This window comes from Okeania sp. SIO3B5, assembly GCF_010692555.1.
Taxonomy (GTDB): domain Bacteria; phylum Cyanobacteriota; class Cyanobacteriia; order Cyanobacteriales; family Microcoleaceae; genus Okeania.
On record NZ_JAAHHG010000012.1, the window covers coordinates 1 to 23671 of the forward strand.

Genomic DNA, 23671 nt, shown 5'->3' on the forward strand with positions numbered 1-23671 from the left:
CATGTCCGGATAATCAGTGATAAAAAAACCTTTTCCTTTCTAATCTTTTCTTTCCTTCTGCCTCCTGCCTCCAGCATAGCTGCCTTACCTCCTCCAAAGTGTAAGTATTCAACCGGACATGATATAACTCCTGTCTCCTGTCTCCTGTCTCCTGTCTCCTACTCCAGTAAAAAAACTTTATTCAGCAAACCCTAATTAATAATTAATAATTAATTGTTGAACACAGATTGTTGCATACTTTTGAAAGCAATTCATTTTTTAGCATGGATATAATCAACAAAGTAAAATTGAGGAATTAACCACAATTTCAACCAAGCATAAATTCCCATTCCTAAAAGTGCTGTAATTACTAAAGGTAAACCTATTTTAATCCGCAAATAATCTGGAAAAATAGCTACTCCAGACACAATAATTATGAAATAAGTTATAAGTAAAATTTGTAATCTTTGTAGATTTTTCAATGCCTGCCGACAACTACTACAATGCTGAGTATGTTGTTTGTAACGATCCAATAGGAAGGTATGATTATTATTTATTAGATAATTATTGGAATCACTAATTCCTACTTCACTCCAAGGTAATTTACTATTACAATATTTATCAAACCAATTTCTAAACTCAATTACTGAACGGTCTGCATTTGTAGGCAATTTATAAGCTGTTTTCCAACTTTCACTTGATTGTTTTTGTTGCAGTAAATGCTCCTGTTGATTTAGTAAAACCATATCCCCATCAAAAACCAAGTTGCGAATTCTAATGTGTTCCAACCAACGTGGTGTTAATCGATGAATTGTTTTCCCAAAGTTTCTAGAAAACTGAGCAATAACTCTAGACTTACCAGGAAATACTGGTAAAGCATAAATCACAAGTCCTAGTTTTTTTTCAGCATTACCGAAACTAATTTCATATTCTAAACGACAAGGTGGTTCAAAAGTAATTTTTACAGGTAAACTTCCGGGGCAAAAAACTTCAATTAAATTGATTGTTGATTCTAAAATATCTATAACTTTTGCTATAGCTCTGTTTCTATTACCTTGTACTCCGTGATGAGCAAAAGGAACATGACTAGGATCTATGACATTTTCTATGAGAATTTGCCAATCATATTCCAGATCGCGAACATAAGAAGACCACACAAAACCTTTTTCAGCATCTATTTGTGGTGATAATGGTAGAGATGTTGTAGCTGCTAGTTCTGGTGTTTTCGCATCAGGCCAAACCCAGAGTAAATCATTTTCCTGTCGCACTGGTAATGAAGTAACACAGAAATTTTGTTGATTTTTTGCTATAATTCCAGGATTTTCAGCTTGGGGAATATGAGTACAGATTCCTTGAGCATCAAATTGCCAACCATGATAACTACACATTAAATTACCAGTCTTTTCATCAACACGACCTTCGCTTAAAGGAGCTAGACGGTGAGGACAAACATCTAAAAATACTCGGTAATTCTCAGAATATCTTGGCTTCCAGATGACTAGACGTATTCCCAACAGAGTTACGGGAGTTGGGATTTCTGGATCGAGGTCTTCAATGGGAGAAAGAGGATACCAGTGCTGAAAAAAATTAAATTCCGTTTGCATTGTATTTCAGGTAGTAGGTTTTAGGTCAAGTTAATTAGTTATATCATGTCCGGATAATCAGTTATAAAAAAACCTTCTCCCTTTAAACTTTTCTTTCCCTCCTGCCTTCTGCCTTCTGCCCTCTGCCTTCCCTTCAAACCATTCAAAAATTGTTGCTGAATTTTTGCCAATGCAGTCATAACCAGCAACTCTCTATTTTTCCAGATCTAGCCAAAGCAACTTTTATTTTACCTCATTTCTGTCCCAACTTTAATTGAATTGAAATTATACCAATTCCCATGCATTAATGCTATACTTCCAATAGGACTTCAGTTATTAAGTAATAATAATGATTCAGTAATGAATGTAGAGGATTATCGGCATTAATCCAAAATATCTTATGCCTTTAAACCCTACTCCCTACTCCCTACTCCCTACTGCCTACTCCCAAGTAAATGTAGAAAAACTTTTGATAAATGGTATTACTATAAATGACACTCTTTAATATTTTTCTTGCGTTTAATGAAGCAACAATATCTAATTAATGCTAATATTTTGTTATGAAAAATCTAAAGAAAAAGTCATCAAAAGAAGAATTGCTAGATGCAGCAGCCGTCATACTGGTTGATAATTCCAGTACTTCTTTATTAACGAGGCAAAATAATGAACAAAATTAAATGGCGCACTATTCTCGGATTAATTTTGGTATGGGTTGGCACAATTTTAAATTGGGAGTGGATGTGGGGTATTTTATTTCTGATCTGGGTTATTTCTGACTTCTTTACTGGTGTAACTTACTTCATTGAGCCGATTACCAAAAAAGATAATCCTCTTCTCTATTGGCTAATTATGATTTCTTGGGTTGCTCTTAGTGTTTTAAGCATTGCTACTATTTTCAACTAAAATAAAATTGTCTCATGAACACAAACAAAACTATGCCCGTTCTTCCTATCGAAGCCTATACTTCTCAAGAATGGTTTAATAAAGAACAAAAATATATTTTTAGTAATACATGGCAGTTTGCAGGTTTTATCGAAGATTTAAACGAACCAGGAGACTATCTCACAGTTCAAGCAGGACTAAATAATATTCTGGTTATCTATGGTGAAGATCAGCAATTAAAAGCCTTTCACAATGTTTGTCGTCATCGGGGAACTCAACTATTACGAGCAGTTGGTAAGAGTAAGAAATTTATTACTTGTCCATATCATGACTGGACATACACTCTTGATGGTGAATTATCGGCTGTTCCCGAACGCAAAACTCAATTTCCAGATTTGGACATGAGCTTACTCTGTCTCCATAAAGCTTCTGTAGGAGTTTGGCGAGGAATGATTTTTGTCCATCCTGATGCCAATGCAGAATCTCTAAGTAATTGGTTTGGCGGTATTGAACCTTATTTGGGAGCTCATCAACCAGAAAAACTTGTGGAATATGAAGGGGCCAGAACCCGTCATGAAATCAATGCTAATTGGAAAATTGTGGTAGAAAACTACATTGATGGCTATCATCTAGCTCATCTCCACTCAGAAACTCTGTTTATGTATGACCATAGAAAACAACAAACAGGTTTTGTAGGCAACCATTTTTATTTTTATGAGCCTTTAGCAAAAGATTATGGTGCAGATATTCAAAATAATTCACCTTACCCTCTAATCGATCATATCCCTCCAGAAAAAATTGGAGCTTATGTACCGATGTTATTTCCTAATTTAGGATTATCAGAAACAGAATCAACTTGGTCGATTTTCCATATCATTCCCATCGCACCAGATAAATGTGTTGTGGAAATTAGAAGTAAAATCATGCCCGTTTCTAGTTGGGATTTTGCAGCTCAAGAATGGAAATCTTGGAATTATTTTAAATCTCGCCAAGGAGATAAGTATAAAACAAAAGATAAAAATGATCCCATGGCATCGGGTGATTTTATGGCAGAGGATATTTATGTTTGTGAACAACAACAGAAGTCATTGCAATCACCGTACTTTTCTGTTGGAGCAATTGCTAAAGATTTAGAGAAATCTGTTTATCAATATCAGAGAAATGTACAAAATTATATTGAGAAGCAATCCTAGTGCTGCTACCAGGAAGTCAAAATTCAAAAGTCAAAAGTCAAAAGTCAAAAGTATTGATTGGTAAAGCTTTTATGATTTTGTAACTGGTCAGTTATTTCCGCCATTCTGCACTATAGTCATTCCAGTTAAGATTGAGACAAGGGTTTCTTACTTTGAAAGAGTGTCAGCTGAAAAAGTGTTCCAGTCTTATTCAGAATGACTATAGTTTTATAAAGATGAGGACTCATCAGATTTTAAATTCATATGCTCGGCTCCCCAGTCTCTCATGGAAATCATAATTGGCTCCAGAGTACGACCATAATTTGTCAGGGAATATTCTACGTGTGGTGGGACTTCAGCATAGACTTTTCGCGCGACAATATTATCTTTTTCCAATTCACGTAATTGATTAACAAGCATACGCTGCGTAATGCCTTTAATTTTTTTCTTCAATTCGCCGAAGCGTAAGACATCATTCTGTAAGAGATTAAAAATAATCACAGGTTTCCACCGTCCACCAATCACCGATAATGTGGCTTCGACAGAACACCCATAGGGGCGATCGTAATTATTTTTCTGCGTCATAATTCTTTAAACCTTTCAATAGTTACTTTTTACTCACTATATAAAAAAAATGTACGTACTTGTCATTATTTGCATTTTTATTATACTTTTAATCATATAACTCATAAACGAAGGCAGAGGGCAGAAGGAACAATTGGTTTTAGTTCGCGGACACTTATGTAGCAATGAACACTGGTATATTTACAAATTGCAGGAGGGGCTAATATCAAATCCGGTAGCATCGGTGTAATAAGATAGTGAATTCAGAATCCAGAATCCAGCAATTCTGCAATCCAGAATTTAGAATCCAGAATTTAGAAGGGAAGAGAACTCAGAACTCTTTCCACTCTGGGTGAAGATGGAATATTTTTTTATACCGAATTAAACGGATTTGATATAATATCATGTCCGGTTGAACAGTTATAAATAAACACTCAGAATTCAGCAATTCTGCAATTGCTGAATTCAGGAGGGAAGAAAGAACAAAAGAAGGAGAAAGTTTTTTATCACGCTATTATCCGGACATGATATTACGCAAAAACTCTAATTGCAGGGTGTGTTGCAACGCACCATATATTAAGGCTATGGGATAATAGATAATTTTGCGTAAGTCTTCTGATGACAAAAAAAATCAAGTCTCAAGCCTCCCCTTTGAAGAGGATAAAAAAGAAAGTTTCCTATTTCAAGCCTCCAGTTTAAGCCGGAGGTACTGATAGCGTAGCTCCTCTGTCAAGAGGTTAATATCATGTTCGGTTGAACAGTTATAAATAAACTACTCAGAATTCAGAATTCAGGAGGGAAGAAAAAAGAAAAGAAGGAGAAAGTTTTTTTGATCACGCTCTTATCCGGACATGATATAAATAGCTAAAAGTCTTATATTATCAGCAAGCGGATTCGATTAATGCTTGTAAGCAGGCTGTTTATGCTTCAATCGACAAGCCAATTGAAGAGGCGCTGAAGGAAGAAGCTTACTGGCTTTATCAGGCAACAAGCAAAACACCAGCGATTAAGCGTTTCCAAATCGCAGATGACAAAAGTTTTCAAAATGATATGGAGAATCAGCGTAACTGGGAGCAAGGAGTTATTGCTATTCAGGAAATTGAATAATGAGTACTGAACATAATTTTCTTAAGCTGAGGAGAAGGAGAGTAGAGGAGCAAATAACCACTAATCCATCCCAGTGAGGAAACTTTCTCAATACGGCAATAAACTAATGTTTTATGATTACATTTTTGCAAAAATACTTACCATTTTTAGCTATTGTAATGGTGATTGGGTAGTCTCACGCTCTTGGAGAAATTAACATGATTAAAATGAAGAACATAAGAACATTTCTATTACTCGCACTACCACTTATAAGCATCGTAATAGCCGTCACTTGCACTAACTCCCAGGTCACATCCCAAAGTATCGAGCCAGAATCAGCAACCAAGCCAACCTCCGAGGTCGTCTTGAGGTCCGAAGTCCAGTGGGGACCGCTGAACCCCGCCCGTGGCGACCAAAGCCCGAGGGCTGGTACTCTTTGGGGCGATCGCACTGGCTCCGGGCCTTCAGGCTTCCTCGTAGAGTTTGTGGACGGCTTCTCGTCCCCACCTCACATTCACAATATCACCTACCGTGGAGTGGCCATTAGCGGCACAGTTCACAACGATGACCCGAATGCGGAGAAGATGTGGCTGCCGACGGGTTCTTTCTGGACGCAGCCAGCCGGAGGTGTACACATTACTGCTGCCGAGGGTAGCAACAACCTGGCATACATAGAGATCGATGAAGGGCCGTATCTTGTCCTTCCCACTGAGGAGGCGTTTTCTAGCGATGACAAGCCGATTAATGTGGACCCATCGAACATCGTTTGGATTGACCAGCCCGGAATACCAGCTTCTGCCAATGGACCAAAGGTAGCCTTTCTTTGGGGCAACCCGCAGGACGATCAATTATACGGGAGTTTTGTCAAGCTACCTGCTGGATTTACTGGAAAGATACTTAGCCATGGCTCGACATTCCACGCTGTGGTAATCCAAGGTCAACCACAGTACCAAGTAACGAGTGAGACCGATCTCAAGACCTTAGTGCCGGGCAGTTATTTCAGCTTGAAGGAAGAGTCGGTGCATCAAGTCTCGTCTAAAGCAACAGAGGAAAGCATCATCTATGTACGCACGAATGGCAAATTTGATGTCATTCCGGCGTAGCTCAAGAAGTAACCTCGCCCGATCCTAATAAGCTAGCTAATATAGCACTACGCATTAAGGTTAGGATATTTCCCAATCCTGTTCGCGGAGCGTTTCCGCAGGAAAAACCCTTTGACAGTTCTACTATTCCCTATTCCCTATTCCCTAGCGCGTAGCGCCATAATATTTAAAATTTGGAGGTAAAAACTATGAAAGCAGTAGGCTTAACTCAATATTTACCAATTAACAATGAAAATAGTCTGTTAGACGTTGAAATTCCTAAACCCACAGCTAAAGGCAAAGATTTATTGGTACAGGTTAAAGCAATTTCTGTTAACCCAGTAGATACTAAAGTCCGCTCTCCTCAAGACAAGGTTGAATCTGAACCCCGCATTCTTGGTTGGGATGCAGCAGGTGTAGTGGTAGAAATTGGAAAAGAAGTAACAGAATTTCAGCCGGGAGACGAGGTTTATTATGCAGGAGATATTACTCGTCCTGGTAGCAACAGCGAATTTCATTTAGTGGATGCCAGAATTGTTAGTCGCAAACCCCAGAATTTAGATTTTGCTCATGCAGCAGCTTTTCCTCTTACTGGTATCACTGCTTGGGAAGCTCTGTTTGAAAGATTGAATATTGATAAAACAGGAGCAAATGCAGGCAAATCAATTTTAATTATCAATGGTGCAGGGGGAGTTGGTTCTATTGCGATTCAAATAGCGAAAAAGCTAGCCAAGTTGAATGTTATTGCTACAGCATCTCGTCCTGAAACTATCGCTTGGTGTCAAAAATTTGGTGCCGATGAAGTGGTCAATCATCGCAATAATCTTGCGGAGGAAATCGAGAAAATTGGTTATCAAAATGTCGATTATATTCTGTGCTTGAACGACACCGATGGTCACTGGGAAGCTATGACTAGAGCTGTTAAACCCCAAGGCACGATCTGTTCTATTGTCGAAAACGAACAACCGTTAGACATGGAAACTTTAAAGAGTAAAAGTGCTGGCTTTGTTTGGGAATTTATGTTTACTCGCTCGATGTATCAAACAGAAGATATGGCAGAGCAAAGTAATTTACTTAATGAGTTAAGTCAACTGATCGAAGATGGTGTAATTGTTACAACTTGCAATGAGGTAGTCAAACCGATCAATGCTAAAAACTTACGGGATGTTCATCAACGCCTTGAAAAGGGTAGAACGATTGGAAAAATTGTTTTAGCTGAATGGAGTTAATCTTTAACTCGCTATCAGCTATTAGCTATCAGGTATAATATCATGTCCGGTTAAATAGTTATAAATATAATGATGGAGGAGTCAGGAGTCATATCATGTCCGGTTGAATAATTAGACTTTGGTGGAAGGAAGGCAGGAGGCAGGAGGCAGGAGGCAGAAGGTTTTCTACCATTGTCACCTTAATTTTATACACGCTCCGATGCTACCGGACATGATATCAGGAGGGAAGAAAGAAGTAATAACCAAGAAAAAAGAGGAGGAAAAGGAGAAAGTTTTTTTTATCACTAATTATCCGGACATAATATAACCACCAGATATAGTAGGGGGTTAACGGCCGTTAACCCTTACAAATGGTGTATAATTTTGTCTTTTGCGTCAGCCCTGTTTCTAATTATTTTTTGTGCAACAAAGCCATTGTCAAACTAACTTTTCACCAAAATTTTTAACTATTTTTCAAACACCGAATTGCCTCCAACAAACCTCTAGCTTTATTAATACTTTCCTCATACTCTGTTTCCGGCACAGAATCAGCAACTAAACCAGCTCCCGCTTGCACAGTTACCGTGTGTTTACCATCATTTTTCGGCCGAACCACCATAGTTCTAATCGTAATCGCACTATCCAACTGACCCTCAAAATCATAATGTCCATAAACCCCAGAATAAGCACCCCGACGACAAGATTCTAATTCATTAATAATTTCCATCGCCCGAATTTTCGGCGCACCGCTAACAGTACCCGCAGGAAAACAAGCCTTCAATAAATCCCAAGCAGTTTTATCATCTGCCAATTCTCCCACCACATTACTAACAATGTGCATCACATGAGAATAACGTTCAATTATCATTAATTCATCAACTTTTACCGTTCCCACTCTGCAAACACGCCCCAAATCATTTCGACCTAGATCTACTAACATAATATGTTCCGCTCTTTCTTTCGGATCTTGCAACAACTCCTCAGCTAAAGCATTATCCTCTGCATAAGTTTTGCCACGGGGACGAGTGCCAGCAATTGGTCTAACCGTAGCAAGACGTTTGCCATCAGGGGTATTTTCTGCTTTCACCATAACTTCCGGACTCGAACCGATGATTTGCCAATCACCAAAATTAAAATAAGCCATGTAGGGAGAAGGGTTAATTAGTCGTAGGGAACGATAAAGATCGAATGGCTCCCCTGTATATTCAGTTGAAAGTTGTTGCGAAATAACTACTTGAAAAATATCTCCTGCTTTGACATAGTCTTTAGCTTTTTCAACGTTGGCACAAAATTGCTCGCGGGGTGTATTACTGCTATAGATGTCTCCAACTTCTCGATCTTTTCCACCAGGTGGTTGCCATTCTAGTAAACTATTCTGTTGCGATAGAGGAGATTGCAATTTATCTACTAACTGAGAAACTCGGTCGCACGCTTGTTGATAAGCTGCCTCTAAATCTATTTCTGGAGAACGGATGTCAGCGTAGGCGATCGCCCAAATCTTCCGTTTTACCTGGTCAAAAACCAAAAGATTATCGACCTGCATCCACAAACCATCAGGTAAATCATTTTCAGTATATGGGTAAACAGGTACACGAGGTTCTATCCACCGAATCAACTCATAACCCCAAAAACCAAATAAGCCACCAATATCAGGTGGTAGTTGAGGTAGTTTGACAGGTTTATAGCTTTGCAGACAGTTATCTAGAGTATCAAAAGGGTCTCCCTCAAAAATTTTCACCGTTCCATCCCGGTAGGTTTGGGTAGTGCGATCGCCTCTTGCTTCCAATGTCCACAATGGGTCACAGCCAAGAAAACTATAGCGTCCAATTTTCTCTCCACCTTCAACTGACTCTAGTAAAAAACTGTATGGTTGACCCGCACAGACACGATACCAAGCAGAAACAGGAGTATCGAGGTCTGCTACCCATTCTTGGTAGACAGGAACAAAGTTACCTTGTTTTGCTAGTTGAGAAAATTGGGAGAAGTCTGGGAATATCATAAATTTTGAAGTCTTAATAGTGCTACACGCTAGGGAACAGGGAATAGCAAACTGTAAAAAGGTTTTAGGATTGAAAAATCGTGCCCAATTCTTGTAGTGCTATAGATTTGAGATTCAGCAACGACTCTGATAAAATTAAAACCTCAGCCTCAGATGAAATGTCTGGAAGCCAAGGTATTGATATTGAAACGATCGGAATTCATACTCTTACCGCTAACACAAAAAAGCACACAATGCAAGAAATAAGTGAACGCTACGCGGTTTATTTGTTGGTCGGCAATTCCCCTCCCATTAACATTCGTATAACAGGAGACCCCTTGCCGACATCAAAGTTGGAGAGGTCTACTGATTAATCACAACTTATTCGTCGTATGGTTTCTTACCAGTAAACTTGAGAGCCGCAGGTTCTGGGTTACTGCCAATGTTGCGGTCGATCTTACCTACATAAGGACGTCCTTCATTAACCTTTTCAGGGAAGACTCCATCTTTCGGATGTAGGTATTCGGTGGAACCATCAGGGAAAATCCGATAGATTTTGAAGTCCTCAATTTTGGGCCTAAATTTAGTTCTTAGTTGAGTGCCGAGGGCCAAGCATTGCTCTTTGCGAGCTAAGTATAGTAGATTTTCACCTGCATTCATAATAGCTGCACCACCTGTAGGCATTTCAAATACCTGCTCTTTTGAGCTAGTCCAGGTAATAGCGTACTTTTCTTCAACTTCGGCCTTGGTCAGTAAGCCACCAGTACTGCCACCGAAAATAGGGGGTTGACCTGTTAGTTCGTCTGCCATAGATTTTTTATATGAACCTTTTTATGGAATCCTATCACCACAGTTACCCAGGTTTAAGAAATTGTAAGGTTCTGTTACATAAGGATAATTATATAAGAATCTGGCCATACTACAGGCCACTAAATACTAATTGCCATTGACTCAAGAGAGTATCGTTCTTTTTTGTCGGTGATATTTGAGGTAAAAAAAAAAGAGGGTAATTGCAATAGTCCTCTTGAATTTTACTATGATTTAATTTTAGTCTAGACAAATAATTGAATAATAAGTAAGCATTCAGCCGTCAGCTATTAGCTATCAGCTATTAATTTTGGGTCTGCGTAAAAGCAACCTTTGAAATTGAAAAAGAATAAAAAGTTACCGCCAGTCCCTGGACAAAACCTTAGAAGTAATTATTCATTACTAATTGCTGTTAACGTAGTTCCTCCGGAGGAGGCTAGCTGACTGCTGATAGCTGAATGCTTACAATAATAAAACTATATTGATTGTTAATTACTCTCAATAGAATAACCCTAAATTATCTGTGAAAAATTAATGACTTTCTAGTCACAGTTTAAGCTGTTCTCTAAAGGTCTAAAATATCTCACAAGTAAGCATTCAGCCGTCAGTCATCAGCTATAAGCTATTGCTTTTAGTTTAGGATAAAAGCTTGATTAATTGTCTTACTACAAAAGTTGACTCCCTTGCTCTTAAAGTCTATTTTAATTTAGACACTGTCCTTAAGGAGAGAGTCTTGTTGCTGAAGTCCGCAGTTTCTCTGCAAGAGGCTAGCTGACAGCTAATAGCTGAATAGACATCTCCAGAAAAGAGGGAGTAGGGAGTAGGGAACCCACCCCTCGCCCCTCCCCCTCCGGTGGAGGGGAATAATTGATAATTTATTTGGGATAATTGATTTTATTTTTTATTATTGGATATGTATAATGCTTACTCTCACAACTTAAATTAAGATTGCTACATACAGCATTTTTTGAGTATTATTGCCTTTTGCCTTTTTCAAAATATTTTGATATAAAATTTTGATATAACCTAATTATAATTGCTATAGATATTTTTTGTAGAATAAAAAACCGTAACTTTTTTGTTTATTGTAAATACTATAGTAACTAATTTTTGGTGAAAGCTGGTAATTATTAGTTACCAATTACTAATTACTCTTTAATTAGCAATTTTTAATATTAGTGCAGGATGGTGGAAATAACTGACCAGTTACAAAATCCTAAAACAATTACAAATTAATACTTTTGACTTTTGACTTTTGATTTTTGACTTCTGCGTAACGGCACTAGACCTCTTGTATAAATCAATCTTAGGGAAGAAATAAGAGATTGCTACTCTGTGAGAAAGTTTTCCTTACGGAATGCTATCGCAAACGCCTACAGCTGTCTTAGTCCTTTGACTTAAGAGTTAACGCTCTGATTGCCACTTCGCAATTACATCTCATACGATGTCCAGTTGAATAGTTATAAATAACAACAGAGGAGTCAGGAGATCCCCCCTAACCCCCCGATGAATTGGGGGGAACTGGAAGTCCCCCTTTTTAAGGGGGATGCGCGGGGGATCATTCATTGATGTACTTCACGCCTTATGAAAACTATTATATTGAGGAGGAATAAGTTTTTTTATCACTAATTATCCGGACATGATATCAGATCAAAAATTTCCGGATTTTCCTAACTTATGCAAGAAAGCTACTATCAAACTCAAAGCTATTTTTAATTAGGGTTTGCTGAAAAAGTCTTTTTGCTGGGGTGGGATACAGGAGACAGGAGACAGGAGACAGGAGGGACGGGGAATTTAGAGGAGGTAGTCGGAAAAATTGTCCCTTAATTTTTCTGTCATAATCATCCCAAAATACTAGCTTTTTGAGCTTTTTCTACCGAAAAGTTGGTACTTTTTTCAACCAAAAAACCCTCAATCCAATAGCAGTCAATACTTTGATAATTAATCAGCAAGCCCTAATTAAATAAATTAAAATTAACTATATGGAAGCAATTTTATTTCGCCCTCAAGGCAACTTAGATTTAAAGAGAAGTTATCAACTCAAACAAATAGTAGACAAACTCATCAACAAAACAAGAAATTTCTATTGCATAATAGATATGGGATTAGTAAATCAAATTAATAATTTTGGATTAACTAATTTAGTTATTGTCCGCAAAATTTCTGAAAAAAGAGGATGTTTATTATATCTGTTCAATATCCAAGATGATATTCAACTGATTTTTCAATTGACTGGATTAGACAAAAAATTTAATTTTTTAGAGGACGAATCATTTCTTTATTCATTAAAACCTAAACTACTACTTTGCTAGGTGCTAAATCAATGAACTAGATTTGTTTCTTCTTTTTTGATTTTCCTTCTCTATTTTGTTCGCTATTACTAACAATTGGAATTGTAAAATGAAACTGACTACCACAATTTTTACCCTCTGACTCTGCCCAAATTTTTCCTCCCAAACGAGTAATAATCTGCCGACAAATAGCTAAACCTAAACCTGTACCACCAACACTTCGCCTTAAAGCACCTTCTTCTTGATAAAAACGATCAAATACAGCTTCTAGACGCTTAGGTTCAATCCCACGACCAGTATCAGAGACCGTTACTTCTAACATATTATTTCCGTTAGAAGTAGCTCCAATCATTACTGTTCCTTCAGACTGGGTAAACTTACAGGCATTATCCAGGAGTTTTGACAATACTTCCACTAGCCATTCTCCATCAGCTAATACTAAAGGTAGTTCTGTCGATACCTCAGTAGTAATATTCGGTAAATCTTTTTGTGAATGATGGGCACGAATACTACTCAGAGCCAAATCAACACATTCTAATAGAGGCAGATATTCTACATTCCACTCAACCGTACCACTTTCTAAATGAGACAATGTTAAGAAATCTTGCACAAGATGGCGCATTCTATCTGCATCTGCTAAGGCAGTTTCTAACATAACTTGACGTAACTCTGCAGGCATATCTGGTTCTTGACTCAAACTTTCCAGACAAACTTGAATAGTAGATAAAGGTGTCCGTAGTTCATGGCCAGTAATTGCAATTAAATTACTACGAGTCCGGTCCAGGGCCTCTAATTGTTGATTTAATTCTTCCAAGTGGGCATAAGTTTCAGCCTGAATCAAAGTTATACCTAATTGAGTAGCGATCGCTTCTACTAAATCTATTTTGTCATCAGACCAATTATGAGGACACGATCTACAGTCGTGTAACTCCACCATACCTAAAAGTTTTCCTTGATAAAGCAAAGGCACCATTAACCAGCTCTTAATTTCCCATTGAGATATTAATGTTTCGATACAGTTTTTGGCCCGAACTTTAGAGCCTTGTGGTGTTTCTGTCAAACAATAATCAGGTAGCAAGCTAGTATCTTCTATAGAGACTTGCTCTTGAGTTTGAACAACCCTTTGAAATAATGGATTATCTTGTAAAGGCCATTCTTGATTAACCACGGATGTAATTGACGGACTTAAATATTCATGTGTAATAGTTGCGGTGACATCCAAAGCTCGACATTGATAAATTAAGCATCGGCAAGCTAAAAGTGCTTCTCCCAATTCTTGCACTGCTACTTTAATAATCTCATCAGAGTCTAGCGATCGCCTCATAGCATTAGAAATAATATTAATCAGGCGCTGTTTTTGTTCCTGAGCGGCGATCGAGCGATATGTTTTAAGTAACTTATATTGACTTGCCTGCAAATAAGTCACCAAACGTTGGGCAAAAGGATCGTTAAATTGAGGGTTTTGAGTAAGGACTTTTGAGGCTTTCTTTTGATAACGACGATTAGAGCTAGATTTGATTTTGCCAGATTTTCTTCCCATCCCGACATCCACATTGATGCCATAAATCTCTCGTGCTGCTTGTACCTTTTCTGCTAATTCTGGTCTATACTTCAGGATTCTATTCAGTAACAATATAGCAGCTTGGACACATACCTGACGGTCAAAAGTCCAGATACCTTCAAACCGACGTGCCTGATCCATAGCAATCAACTTGTATGTTTCATCATTGCCAGAATTAACACACTCATTACAAATCAAACAACTTGAATACTGTTGACTTAGTACCAGTAAATTCCATTCCTTACTGAGAATCTCTTGAGTACTGAAAGCTATTGTTTCGTAATACTCAGAAGAATTTTTAAATGCTGTTTCTGGTGCTGCTAGTACGTATACTTGGGATGTTAGGTTAGCAATTCGTCGATAACGATGAGCTTCCTGTCGATAAAAACGCTCTTGCTGAAAAGTTGCAATTACCAGAGGTTGATCGGAGCTTGCTAAAACCTGGTCTTCCATTGCATGAGATAGAGCAGTTAGGGATGTCTTAAAGTAAATTTGTGGTCTCAACTGCGGAATCTCTTGCACCACTTCTGCCAATACGGATTTAGGGATGGTCATCTGGCGGTTAATCTTTACCCTACTGCACTACTATAGCGCTACGCGCAAGTCATAAGTTATAAGTCAAGAAGTAATCCCTGACTAAGTTTGAGCATTTATCAACGTCCAAACCTATTTGCGTAGTGCTATAATATCAAATATACATTGTTAGTGTTAACACTGTAGAGGGTTTTATTCTCTAGTTTTATTTGATCCCTTGTTTATAGTCGGGTATTTTGTATAAGTATAAATTATTTTATCTCAAATATTTAGTATTTTAAAATTATAAAAATAACTTGCTATTATTAGTTTTTTTGAAACAAAGCAATAGCAAGTTTTTAAGTTTTTATCAATTTTCTGTTACAGCAATTATCAATATGATTTTACAGAAAATGTATGATAATTTAAAGAATTAAGAGATTTAGACTTTATAGTGTCAAAAATTTTGCATTGCTTGCTGTGGTTTTTATTTATCCTTCTCATCTCTAGTTTCACTACTAGATTCAAGTTCAGAATTATAAATAGCATCCAACTGTTGACGAGCTTCCTGTACATTAACGGAACGCATCACCAATAAAGGTTCATCGATAAAATTCCCAGATTCATCTAATAGTTCCGGATGTGGAATTCTACGAGACTTAGAATCAGAATCACGAAAAGGCCGTCCTTGGTTTGAGGGGGAAGATTGAGACTCAAGGCCCACCGTTAATAGACTACGAATTAAATTACGAACAGCCAAAACAGCAACAGTGGTAAAGGCTAGGATATAAAGCAAATGTAACATAGTTTTCTCCAGGGCCAGATAGGCACTTAGCAAATTTTAAAAAAGTTTAAACAATTTTTCTTATTTTATCTCTAACTTAACTCTATATGAGCTTGATGGCCATAAATTATCAAAATAATTAGGTCTAAAACCCCGACTTTTAGGGCGAAATGTTTTTGGAGGGTTGCTCTAATCCCCGTTACAAAAACAACTTCTGACTTCGTTAACCGGGTTACTCATCATCATTTCCAGAGAAGATAGTGCTTTTACAGTAAATTAACAGTTATCAAATCATTAACTTTTATTGTTAAAAGTTTACCGAAAAATTGGGTTTAAAGCCTCCCCCTTTTAGGGGGACTTTATGTTATGCTTAAAAAAGCGGAAAGGTATTCAACCGCTCTAAAAACCTATAGCTACCGTTCCTTGTAGCGTTTGCACCTTGACTCCTAGAGTTATGGGGTTTTGTACACCGAATGCTTGTACTTAGGAATTGCTCTAAGCAACAAGTATCAGAGAACCAAAGTTTTTTAAGGTTTGAACTGTACCGTAGGGCATAGGTCCACAGGCTCTTGAAATAGAGCAAACGCGCAGGCGTGAGAACCATCTCTGGGTTAGATGCCACAAGGTGTTTAATTTAAGTGGACTCGTTGAACCAAGAATCCTGGTTTCAGGAGAATATCCGCGCCTTTAGGCCGGAGAGTATGTCAATCAATCTGATTTATTGATTCAGGACTTGATACCTAAGTTTGAGTCCAATGAGTAATTATGCTTAGATTGTTCTTTGCGGAATCGCATTGAAACTTGCCAACATTCAGTTAGTAAGTGATGCCAAGGCATAAGCACTGTAGTTTCTACCCCAACTTGACCTTCAGTTGCATGAAAAAGAGTTTGTGCTGTACTCACTTCCTCTTGGGCTTGCTTAACTCTGTTAAGTAGGTCACATTGTTCAGTGCTACTCAGAAAAGGAATTTTTTCTCTCTCCAATAACTGACGGGAACGCTCAAACCAATACTGAAAATCTTCTAACAAGGGTTGCAGTACTGCTTTTAGTAAATCTGGTTCTGGCAGTTTTGGATTTATCATTTCTCTAAATTTAATTTTTTATTTTAAATCTTATAAGAATATACTAACACTCTTTACAATTTTTAATATTTTCCCTAGTAAATGTTTTTTCAAGGGAGCTGATTGCTAGTATCATCTATGGCAATTTCCGGCAATAACTGAAAAAAAAGGGGATTTTTTTGGCTAAGTCAAAAAAATAGCTGACAATATGGTTGGAGGTGATTTGATTGTACGCCAAAAAATTGAAATTAAAACTCAGTAACCAAGAGCGCTCAAAAATGGCTCAATGTGCTGGCCCGTGCTCGTTTCGTTTACAACTATGGCCTTAGTATGGTTAATGGAACTTCTGCCATGACCAAAATTAACAAGGGTGGTCAGTAAAGTTAGCTTGAGTTACACATTACGCATTTTAGAAGCTAAAAAAGTCTTTACTAACTATGTAAAAAAGCAACCAGAAAAGGAACTCCTGAAACCCTGTAGATGGGGGGATGGGGAGATGGGGATAGAAAAGCCTCTAACTAAATAGGTTTACTCTCCTGAAATCTGCATTGAATTGCAAATACATAAATTGTCTATTTTGTCAATTTTTATGTTAAGAAAGATGTTTATAAAGCATAGACCATATATAGAGGGATAGGGAATTTTTGCGACATTAGGTTAAAATTGGTCTTTCTTTCCTCGTAAACGGGTAAAAGTTTGTACTGGATCTTGGCTTTTAACCGCTAACTGTAGATTAGGTATATCCCAACGCAGAAAAGGATTTGTGCGTTTTTCTACACCAATAATTGATGGCACAGTAGCCTCATTCCGACTGCGTGCTGCCTTAACCTCAGCAAAACGAGCTTGTAGATATGAATTTTGCTCATCGACTGTTATAGCAAACTGCAAATTCTTCAAAGTGTATTCATGGGCACACCAGACTCGTGTATTGTCCGGTAAATTACGCAGTTTACTCAAAGACTGTACCATCTGAGCTGGTGTTCCTTCAAATAAGCGGCCACAACCACCAGCAAATAAAGTATCACCACAAAATAATTCCCCTGCTTCTCCAGCAACTACAGGAGGAAAGTAATAAGCAATATGTCCACTTGTATGACCGGGCACAAATAAAACCTCTCCCTGTCGGTCAGAAAATTGGACTCGATCGCCTTCCTGTAAAAATACTTTTTGTCCAGGAATTCTACCTCGGTCTTCAAATCCGCCATATACTGTAAGTTGAGGAAACTCCTGAATTAACTTTTGATTAGCTCCTACATGATCTGAATGGTGGTGAGTGTTGAAAATAGCCACCAACTGAGCACCCAATGATTCTAGTTTTTCAGTTACTGGCCTAACCTCTGCTGGATCGACTACAGCCGCAATCTTTTGATTTGGGTCATGTAGTAAGAAGATATAGTTGTCTGAAAGTGCTGGCAGTCGATAAATCTTCATCGTAAAAATTCAGGTATTTGGAAAAGTACCAGTTTTAACAGCTGGATGAAAACAACAAGGGTGGGTTTTAACCCGTAGTTAGCTTAATATTCCTAGGTTTTTTCGCTATAAATGTACATTATACAGCGAAAATTGATTATGTATCTTACCCAAAAGAACAAAATTAGAAACCTGTCTAGCCAGGAGTTTAAAGCCTTAAGGCAATTGTGCAGATTGACCAAGAATATGTACAATGTAGAGCAATATTGTTGTACGACACCTTTGAAAAACCTAGGCAACCCTAGACATTTGTCTCGGTTGTCTCTCAAAGGTTGCAGATTAAGTCAATACTGACTACGTTGGCAGGTCACGACCAACATAAGTGAACTCCAGCTTATGTGCTGGTCGCTCTAAATTAAGGACAGCGTGTTTAGTGCGCCAATCGGAAGTGGGTTGAATACCGATAGTGTTTAGAGCATGAACAAGCCTGGCCAACATAATCGAGGAACACTTTACTGAAAAGGACTAGACACCACAATGTCTAATACTAATTACGTTTTCGCGACTAGATACAAACAAAAAACCATTACAACCTTGCAAACCAACTGTAGCTCGTAGGTTGTTAAATTCTGGTAAAGCTGCTGTCTGGCGGCGCTTTCCGTTTACTTTGATTCTCACGCAAAGCTGTTAAAGCTGTAGAAACAACTTTAACTCTAAAGATTGACCCAGGCTCAAAATTTACAGGGATCGCTTTATTAGAAGGAAACAAAGTTATATGGATGCTCTTAATTCAACACCGAGGTTCGTTAATTTCCGAAAAACTTAAAAAGCGTTCTCAACGCCGTCGAGCTAGGAGAACAAAAAACCTCAGATACCGTAAACCAGGTAACCCGAACAAAAAGAAGCCCACTGGTTGGTTAGCACCCTCTGTTATGCACAGAGTGGAAACTACTATGACTTGGGTCAAAAGATTAATTAAGTTTTCTCCTGTAGCATCAATCTCAATGGAACTGGTTCGCTTTGATACTCAATTGATACAAAATCCAGAAATTAAAGGAATAGAGTATCAACAGGGTGAATTAGCAGGATATGAATTGAGAGAATATTTGTTAGAAAAATGGGGTCGTCAATGTGCTTATTGTGGCCGAACTGATAAACCGCTAGAGGTTGAACATATCTACCCAAAGTCAAAAGGAGGTTCAGACCGAGTATCTAACTTAACTGTTGCCTGTAGTAAATGCAATCAGATTAAAAGTAATCAAGATGTCAAAGAATTCTTATCAGGAAAACCAGAATTATTAAAGCGAATACTAACCCAAGCAAGATCGCCTTTAAAAGATGCAGCAGCCGTTAATTCTTGTCGGTGGAAATTGTTCAATACCTTAAAGACTACTGGGTTGACCGTAATCACATAAGCGCGGGGGACAAACAAAATTTAACCGCAGAAAACAAAAATTACCTTCATCGCACTGCATAGATGCTGCTTGTGTAGGTAAAGTGAATCAGTTAAATTTCCACACCACCCAAGCTTTAGTTGCTATCTGCAAAGGCCAAGGAGGTAGACAGAAAGCAGCGGTCAATAAATATGGATACCCAATAAGGTACAACCCACTAAAACCAATCAAAGGTTGGAATAGTGGGGATTTAGCATTGAACATTGAAACTGGGGAAGTAGGTAGAGTTAATCCTCGCTCAAAATCAAATAGTTTTAATTTCACAGTGCCAGGACAAAAAGCTAAAAGTGTTCATGTAAGTAAATTAAAAGTTGTACATAAAAAAGACGGTTATACCTATACATTTTGTCCACAGTTGTCCATAAATGTCGAGGAAAATGCTGATCTATTACTTAACAGTTTTATTTTGCTGAGGGCGGATATCTCAGGTACGACTCAAATTACCATTACTGTAAGGATAACGAAAGCGTTTGCGTAGCATTCCGTAGGAAAGCTCCTCTGTAAGAGGCAAATTATCAACTACTTCAAACCGATATTGCACAGCAAATTTTAAAAGTTGTAGATAGGTCTTTTAATAATTAATAATTAATAATTAATAATTAATAATTAATAATTAATAATTAATAATTAATAATTAATAATTAGTAATTACCTCAGACCTAGGGTTAGACAATAAGCGCAACTTGTGTCTCAAATACTGGGCCATCGTTTATTTTGGACGGTAGAAAACTTAAATCAATCAACCAGTGGTACAAGAAAGAAAATTTTAGATTACAGTCATTAAAGGATAAACAAGGCATCAAAGGTTTAACCAAAAAACAAGTAAGCATTACAGTAAATCGGAACAATAAAGTTAGAGATTACCTGAATAAAACAGCTAGATATTTAATCAACTGGTGCAGAGAAAACAAAATATCTACTATTGTTGTAGGTGTTAACCCAGGAATGAAAAAAAATCTCAATTTAGGTAAAAAAAACAATCAAAAGTTTGTGCAAATACCTCACAATAATTTGAGATTAAAGCTAAAAAGTATGTGTCAGAGATATGGATTAACTTACACTGAAATTGAGAAATCTTAATACTTCCAAGGCTAGTTTTTTAGATAACGATCAAATACCTGTTTACAATGCTGATAATCCAAGAGAATATAGTTTTAGTGGCCAACGAATTAAGCGTGGTTTGTACAAAACTAAGCAAGGAAAATTGATCAATGCTGACTGTAATGGTGTTGCAAATATTGGAGCAAAAAGTAACCTGAATGGGTTTACCCCGGACATACTAGAGGCATCTTTGGCTATGCCGTTAAGGGTAAAATTTGATGTGACTTCAGTTCGGCAAATTTGTTACCCTTAAGAATCCACGCAACTTTAGTCCGTGGAGTGTCAAAGAAACTAAATTAATGCCTTATATACAAAATTTTTACTTAGAGATATTATTTTACTCTTAACTATTAAAATAACTTAGGATTGACATCCTTCTGACTGAAATTGAGTTTGAATAAGAAGTTAGTACCATGCGTCCCCTTCCCACATCTGAGAAGTAATTAGGGTTTGCGCTCAAAAGTCTTTTTTAAGGAGTAGGGGACCCACCCCTCGCCCCTCCCCATCCCAGGAGGGGAGTAGGGCAGTAGGGGAGTAGAGGAGCAGGAAAGTAATTTTTTTTTTGCCCAACGATGCGCCTAAAATGGTAAATTTTTGAGCATGAACAGCTGAAAACCAAGGTATTTCAGACCTAAAAAGGCACTTATCTTTATCTTTAAAGACGTTTAGGTTTAATCAGCAAGCCCTAATTATTCATTACTAATTGCTGTTTGCGTAGCATCCCGCAGGGAAGCGCTGACTGCTAATTGCTGTTTGCGCACCATTCCACAAGAAATGCTTATTATAATCAATATCAAAAGTTATTTATATAGAGGAGATAAAAGATTATGTTATGGAGCGAGCAAAATCAACCAAATGTGACAATTAATCAAATGGTGAACCGAGTTATTACATCAGGCAAACTTAGTCGCCGGGAACACCTACAACTTACTTCAGCAATATTATCTGGTAAACACATAACAGACGAAGAACAACATCAAATCAATCAAATATTTGACTTTCTTAAAATTGGTAAAATCAAGTTAATTGATGATAATTAGCACTCTATATTTAATAGTAAAAAATATCGACAAATACCTGATATTTATTATTTCTAATAAAAAGTAAAAAATATAATATTTTATGGAATATAAAACAGGAAAAAGAAAGTATAATGTATCAAAAAAATTAAAGAGATACACTGGCAAATTCAATTAATAAAGTACAGTAAGTAATAATTGGCAACTTGATATAAATATAAACCTGATCATATTCTGATTTCTGTTAAATACACAATTAACTAATACCTCAGATAGAGAAAATTGATAATGAGTGCAACTAAACCAAATTCACTACTAACAGTACCAACAGGTTTATTACAAGTTCCTGCTGTAGTAAAAAATACTATAAAACCAGATAGTCCAGAAATCAAACTTTCTCTGGTTATTCCCACATTTAAAGAAAGTAAAAATATCCCAAAGATTGTCCAAAGACTAACTCAGTTACTAGATGCTCAAATTCCCGATGCTTATGAATTAATTGTGGTAGATGACAATAGTCCCGACTTAACTTGGGAGACAGCTCAGAATATGACACCAGAATATCCTCAACTCCAGGTAATGCGTAGAGAAAAAGAAAGAGGACTTTCCACTGCAGTTATTCGTGGTTGGCAAGTAGCAAAAGGAGAAATATTAGGAGTAATAGATGCAGACTTACAACATCCTCCAGAAACTCTCTTAAAACTATTGACAAAAATGGAACAAGGTGCTGACTTAGCAGTAGCTAGTCGTCACTTTGAGGAAGGAGGTGTCAGTGAGTGGAATATTATGAGAAGACTATTGTCTCGTGGCGCTCAAGTTTTGGGGTTAATTATTTTACCGGGAGTCGTAGGGCGAGTTTCAGATCCCATGAGTGGCTATTTTATGGTCCGTCGAAAGGCGATCGCAGAAAAAATTCTTCGGCCAGTAGGGTACAAAATTTTGATTGAAGTTTTAGGCCGAGGCAGCATTCATTGGGTGAGAGAAGTGGGCTATATATTTAATGAACGTCTAGAAGGGGAAAGTAAAGTTACCTGGAAACAATATATAGAATATTTACACCACCTACTAAATTTAAGGTTAGCTAGATGGCCTAGTCGATTTATATGTTTCAATACAGTTGGTTTTATAGCCCTACGCGCTAGGGAATAGCGAACAGGGAGCAAGGAACAGGGGATAGCAAAGTACACTTGTACGGGGGAAGTTCAGATATTAGTTATCTCAACTTTGGTTGAAGACTTCCCTTAGACATCTCCAATAATAAAAAATCAAATCAATTATCCCAAATAAATTATCAATTCTTCCCCTCCGGTGGAGGGGTTATATCATGTTCGGATAATCAGTTATAAAAAAACTTTATCCCTTTTAACCCTTTCTTCCCTTCTGCCTCCTGCCTCCAGCTCCCGCTGCCTTCCTTCCTCCAAAGTGTAAGTATTCAACCGAACATGATATTAGGGGTGGGTTGCCTACTCCCTACTCCCTATGCATGGAGGAGATGTCTCTTGATAACTAACAGACTTTAAACCAGATGTAGTATATGTAGCTTTTCATCCCTGAAATACAGGGTATTCAAATTCCCAATTACTGTTGGGCAATGAATTGTGGTAGTCCCACCTTACCAAATCAGATTTTTCTTCGTTTTTAATTTCAACAATAGATACCAACATTGAATCACTCGAACGTACTACCATCTCTCCATTCAAAAGCGCCTGTCGCCATTGCTTTCCTGTCTTCCAAGCATAATATTTGACACCACTCCAACGAGGGTTAACTGGGTATCCTGCAAACCCAGAACGCAATGCAGGAATATAAGCACTTTTGAGTTGAGTCTGAACCAATATTCCTTCCTCTAGTTTAACTACTTTAAGATGTTGACGATCTTGCTTAAACATTGGACTCACCTCCTACTTTAGAATATGCTTAATGTTTCTTAACTTATCAGACTATGGCTATTATATCACTCACAATTTCAGATTTTTGATACTGAAGAAAATTTATCTAGGGTTTGCGTATGGAAAGTTTTTTGGTAAGGGTAGGAGCCAGAATTTCCGTTTGTCATGCTTCCCTACGGGATGCTACGCAAACGCAAACAGAATCGGTGAATTTCCTACGGAATGCTCCGCAAACAGGAGGAATGG

20 protein-coding genes and 2 pseudogenes are annotated in these 23671 nt (G+C 37.6%); 12 read left to right on the plus strand and 10 right to left on the minus strand.

The genetic code is table 11. The annotated features are described in order from the left end of the window. Positions 1 to 251 precede the first annotated feature (251 nt). Together F6K54_RS02995 and F6K54_RS03000 are read right to left on the minus strand one after the other, a co-directional pair. Positions 252 to 1583, minus strand: coding sequence for a Rieske 2Fe-2S domain-containing protein (locus tag F6K54_RS02995; protein WP_293074248.1), 1332 nt, complete (start codon positions 1581 to 1583; stop codon positions 252 to 254). Between the two features lie 38 nt (positions 1584 to 1621). Further along, on the minus strand, positions 1622 to 1762 hold the full coding sequence (locus F6K54_RS03000; RefSeq protein ID WP_293074249.1) for a hypothetical protein: 141 nt from the start codon (positions 1760 to 1762) through the stop codon (positions 1622 to 1624). 463 nt (positions 1763 to 2225) lie between these two features. Here F6K54_RS03000 and F6K54_RS03005 point away from each other — a divergent pair, with 463 nt between their 5' ends. Together F6K54_RS03005 and F6K54_RS03010 are read left to right on the plus strand one after the other, a co-directional pair. Next, positions 2226 to 2465: a hypothetical protein gene (locus F6K54_RS03005; protein WP_293074252.1), complete on the plus strand. Its 240-nt coding sequence runs from the start codon at positions 2226 to 2228 to the stop codon at positions 2463 to 2465. A 14-nt stretch (positions 2466 to 2479) separates the two neighbouring features. Beyond that, positions 2480 to 3637: an aromatic ring-hydroxylating dioxygenase subunit alpha gene (locus F6K54_RS03010; RefSeq protein ID WP_293074255.1), complete on the plus strand. Its 1158-nt coding sequence runs from the start codon at positions 2480 to 2482 to the stop codon at positions 3635 to 3637. Positions 3638 to 3844: 207 nt separating this feature from the next. Here F6K54_RS03010 and F6K54_RS03015 read toward each other — a convergent pair whose 3' ends face one another. Further along, on the minus strand, positions 3845 to 4201 hold the full coding sequence (locus F6K54_RS03015; RefSeq protein WP_293074258.1) for a helix-turn-helix domain-containing protein: 357 nt from the start codon (positions 4199 to 4201) through the stop codon (positions 3845 to 3847). Positions 4202 to 5493: 1292 nt separating this feature from the next. Here F6K54_RS03015 and F6K54_RS03020 point away from each other — a divergent pair. Together F6K54_RS03020 and F6K54_RS03025 are read left to right on the plus strand one after the other, a co-directional pair. Further along, complete coding sequence (locus tag F6K54_RS03020) at positions 5494 to 6369, plus strand: DUF4437 domain-containing protein (protein WP_293074385.1); 876 nt, start codon at positions 5494 to 5496, stop codon at positions 6367 to 6369. 188 nt (positions 6370 to 6557) lie between these two features. Next, on the plus strand, positions 6558 to 7577 hold the full coding sequence (locus tag F6K54_RS03025; RefSeq protein ID WP_293074261.1) for a zinc-binding alcohol dehydrogenase family protein: 1020 nt from the start codon (positions 6558 to 6560) through the stop codon (positions 7575 to 7577). 442 nt (positions 7578 to 8019) lie between these two features. Here F6K54_RS03025 and trpE read toward each other — a convergent pair whose 3' ends face one another. After that, the gene (gene trpE / locus F6K54_RS03030) at positions 8020 to 9555 is read right to left on the minus strand and encodes an anthranilate synthase component I (RefSeq protein ID WP_293074264.1); all 1536 of its coding nucleotides are present in this window, start codon (positions 9553 to 9555) and stop codon (positions 8020 to 8022) included. A gap of 80 nt (positions 9556 to 9635) precedes the next feature. Here trpE and F6K54_RS03035 point away from each other — a divergent pair, with 80 nt between their 5' ends. Continuing rightward, positions 9636 to 9908 carry a hypothetical protein gene (locus F6K54_RS03035; protein WP_293074267.1) on the plus strand — a complete coding sequence of 91 codons (273 nt, stop codon included), beginning with the start codon at positions 9636 to 9638 and terminating at the stop codon, positions 9906 to 9908. A gap of 7 nt (positions 9909 to 9915) precedes the next feature. Here F6K54_RS03035 and F6K54_RS03040 read toward each other — a convergent pair whose 3' ends face one another. Beyond that, entirely contained in the window at positions 9916 to 10344 is a 429-nt protein-coding gene (locus F6K54_RS03040; RefSeq protein ID WP_293074269.1) for a photosystem I reaction center subunit II PsaD, read from the minus strand. A 1979-nt stretch (positions 10345 to 12323) separates the two neighbouring features. On the opposite strand from F6K54_RS03040, the gene F6K54_RS03045 reads away from it, so the two are divergent. Further along, entirely contained in the window at positions 12324 to 12653 is a 330-nt protein-coding gene (locus tag F6K54_RS03045) for an STAS domain-containing protein (RefSeq protein WP_293074272.1), read from the plus strand. A 16-nt stretch (positions 12654 to 12669) separates the two neighbouring features. Here the strand turns inward: F6K54_RS03045 and F6K54_RS03050 are convergent, their stop codons facing one another. The 3 genes from F6K54_RS03050 to F6K54_RS03060 all read right to left on the minus strand — a co-directional run bounded on the left by F6K54_RS03050 (position 12670) and on the right by F6K54_RS03060 (position 16573). Then, a complete protein-coding gene (locus tag F6K54_RS03050) occupies positions 12670 to 14748 on the minus strand; it encodes a DICT sensory domain-containing protein (protein ID WP_293074275.1) in 2079 nt (692 codons plus the stop codon). Between the two features lie 445 nt (positions 14749 to 15193). After that, positions 15194 to 15511: a DUF2973 domain-containing protein gene (locus F6K54_RS03055; protein ID WP_293074278.1), complete on the minus strand. Its 318-nt coding sequence runs from the start codon at positions 15509 to 15511 to the stop codon at positions 15194 to 15196. A 705-nt stretch (positions 15512 to 16216) separates the two neighbouring features. After that, the gene (locus tag F6K54_RS03060; RefSeq protein WP_293074281.1) at positions 16217 to 16573 is read right to left on the minus strand and encodes a DUF2605 domain-containing protein; all 357 of its coding nucleotides are present in this window, start codon (positions 16571 to 16573) and stop codon (positions 16217 to 16219) included. Positions 16574 to 16922: 349 nt separating this feature from the next. On the opposite strand from F6K54_RS03060, the gene F6K54_RS03065 reads away from it, so the two are divergent. After that, complete coding sequence (locus tag F6K54_RS03065) at positions 16923 to 17078, plus strand: hypothetical protein (protein ID WP_293074284.1); 156 nt, start codon at positions 16923 to 16925, stop codon at positions 17076 to 17078. Between the two features lie 131 nt (positions 17079 to 17209). On the opposite strand, the gene gloB is transcribed toward F6K54_RS03065, so the two are convergent. Continuing rightward, the gene (gloB, locus tag F6K54_RS03070) at positions 17210 to 17983 is read right to left on the minus strand and encodes a hydroxyacylglutathione hydrolase (protein WP_293074287.1); all 774 of its coding nucleotides are present in this window, start codon (positions 17981 to 17983) and stop codon (positions 17210 to 17212) included. A 523-nt stretch (positions 17984 to 18506) separates the two neighbouring features. Here gloB and iscB point away from each other — a divergent pair. From iscB to F6K54_RS03095, 5 genes and pseudogenes are all read left to right on the plus strand, one after another. Then, a pseudogene (iscB, locus tag F6K54_RS43695) lies at positions 18507 to 19756 on the plus strand (RNA-guided endonuclease IscB); the annotation flags it as partial. A 332-nt stretch (positions 19757 to 20088) separates the two neighbouring features. Further along, the gene (locus F6K54_RS03080) at positions 20089 to 20496 is read left to right on the plus strand and encodes a transposase (RefSeq protein ID WP_375341949.1); all 408 of its coding nucleotides are present in this window, start codon (positions 20089 to 20091) and stop codon (positions 20494 to 20496) included. Next, a complete protein-coding gene (locus F6K54_RS03085) occupies positions 20483 to 20770 on the plus strand; it encodes a hypothetical protein (protein WP_293074292.1) in 288 nt (95 codons plus the stop codon). Before F6K54_RS03080 ends, F6K54_RS03085 begins: the two co-directional genes overlap by 14 nt. 574 nt (positions 20771 to 21344) lie before the next feature. Beyond that, positions 21345 to 21557 (plus strand): hypothetical protein, encoded by a 213-nt coding sequence (locus F6K54_RS03090; protein WP_293074295.1) that lies wholly within the window; start codon positions 21345 to 21347, stop codon positions 21555 to 21557. 267 nt (positions 21558 to 21824) lie between these two features. Further along, positions 21825 to 22661 (plus strand): annotated as a pseudogene (locus F6K54_RS03095) (polyprenol monophosphomannose synthase); the annotation flags it as partial. A gap of 419 nt (positions 22662 to 23080) precedes the next feature. On the opposite strand, the gene F6K54_RS03100 reads toward F6K54_RS03095, so the two are convergent. After that, positions 23081 to 23425, minus strand: coding sequence for a hypothetical protein (locus F6K54_RS03100; protein WP_293074298.1), 345 nt, complete (start codon positions 23423 to 23425; stop codon positions 23081 to 23083). Between the last annotated feature and the right edge of the window lie 246 nt (positions 23426 to 23671).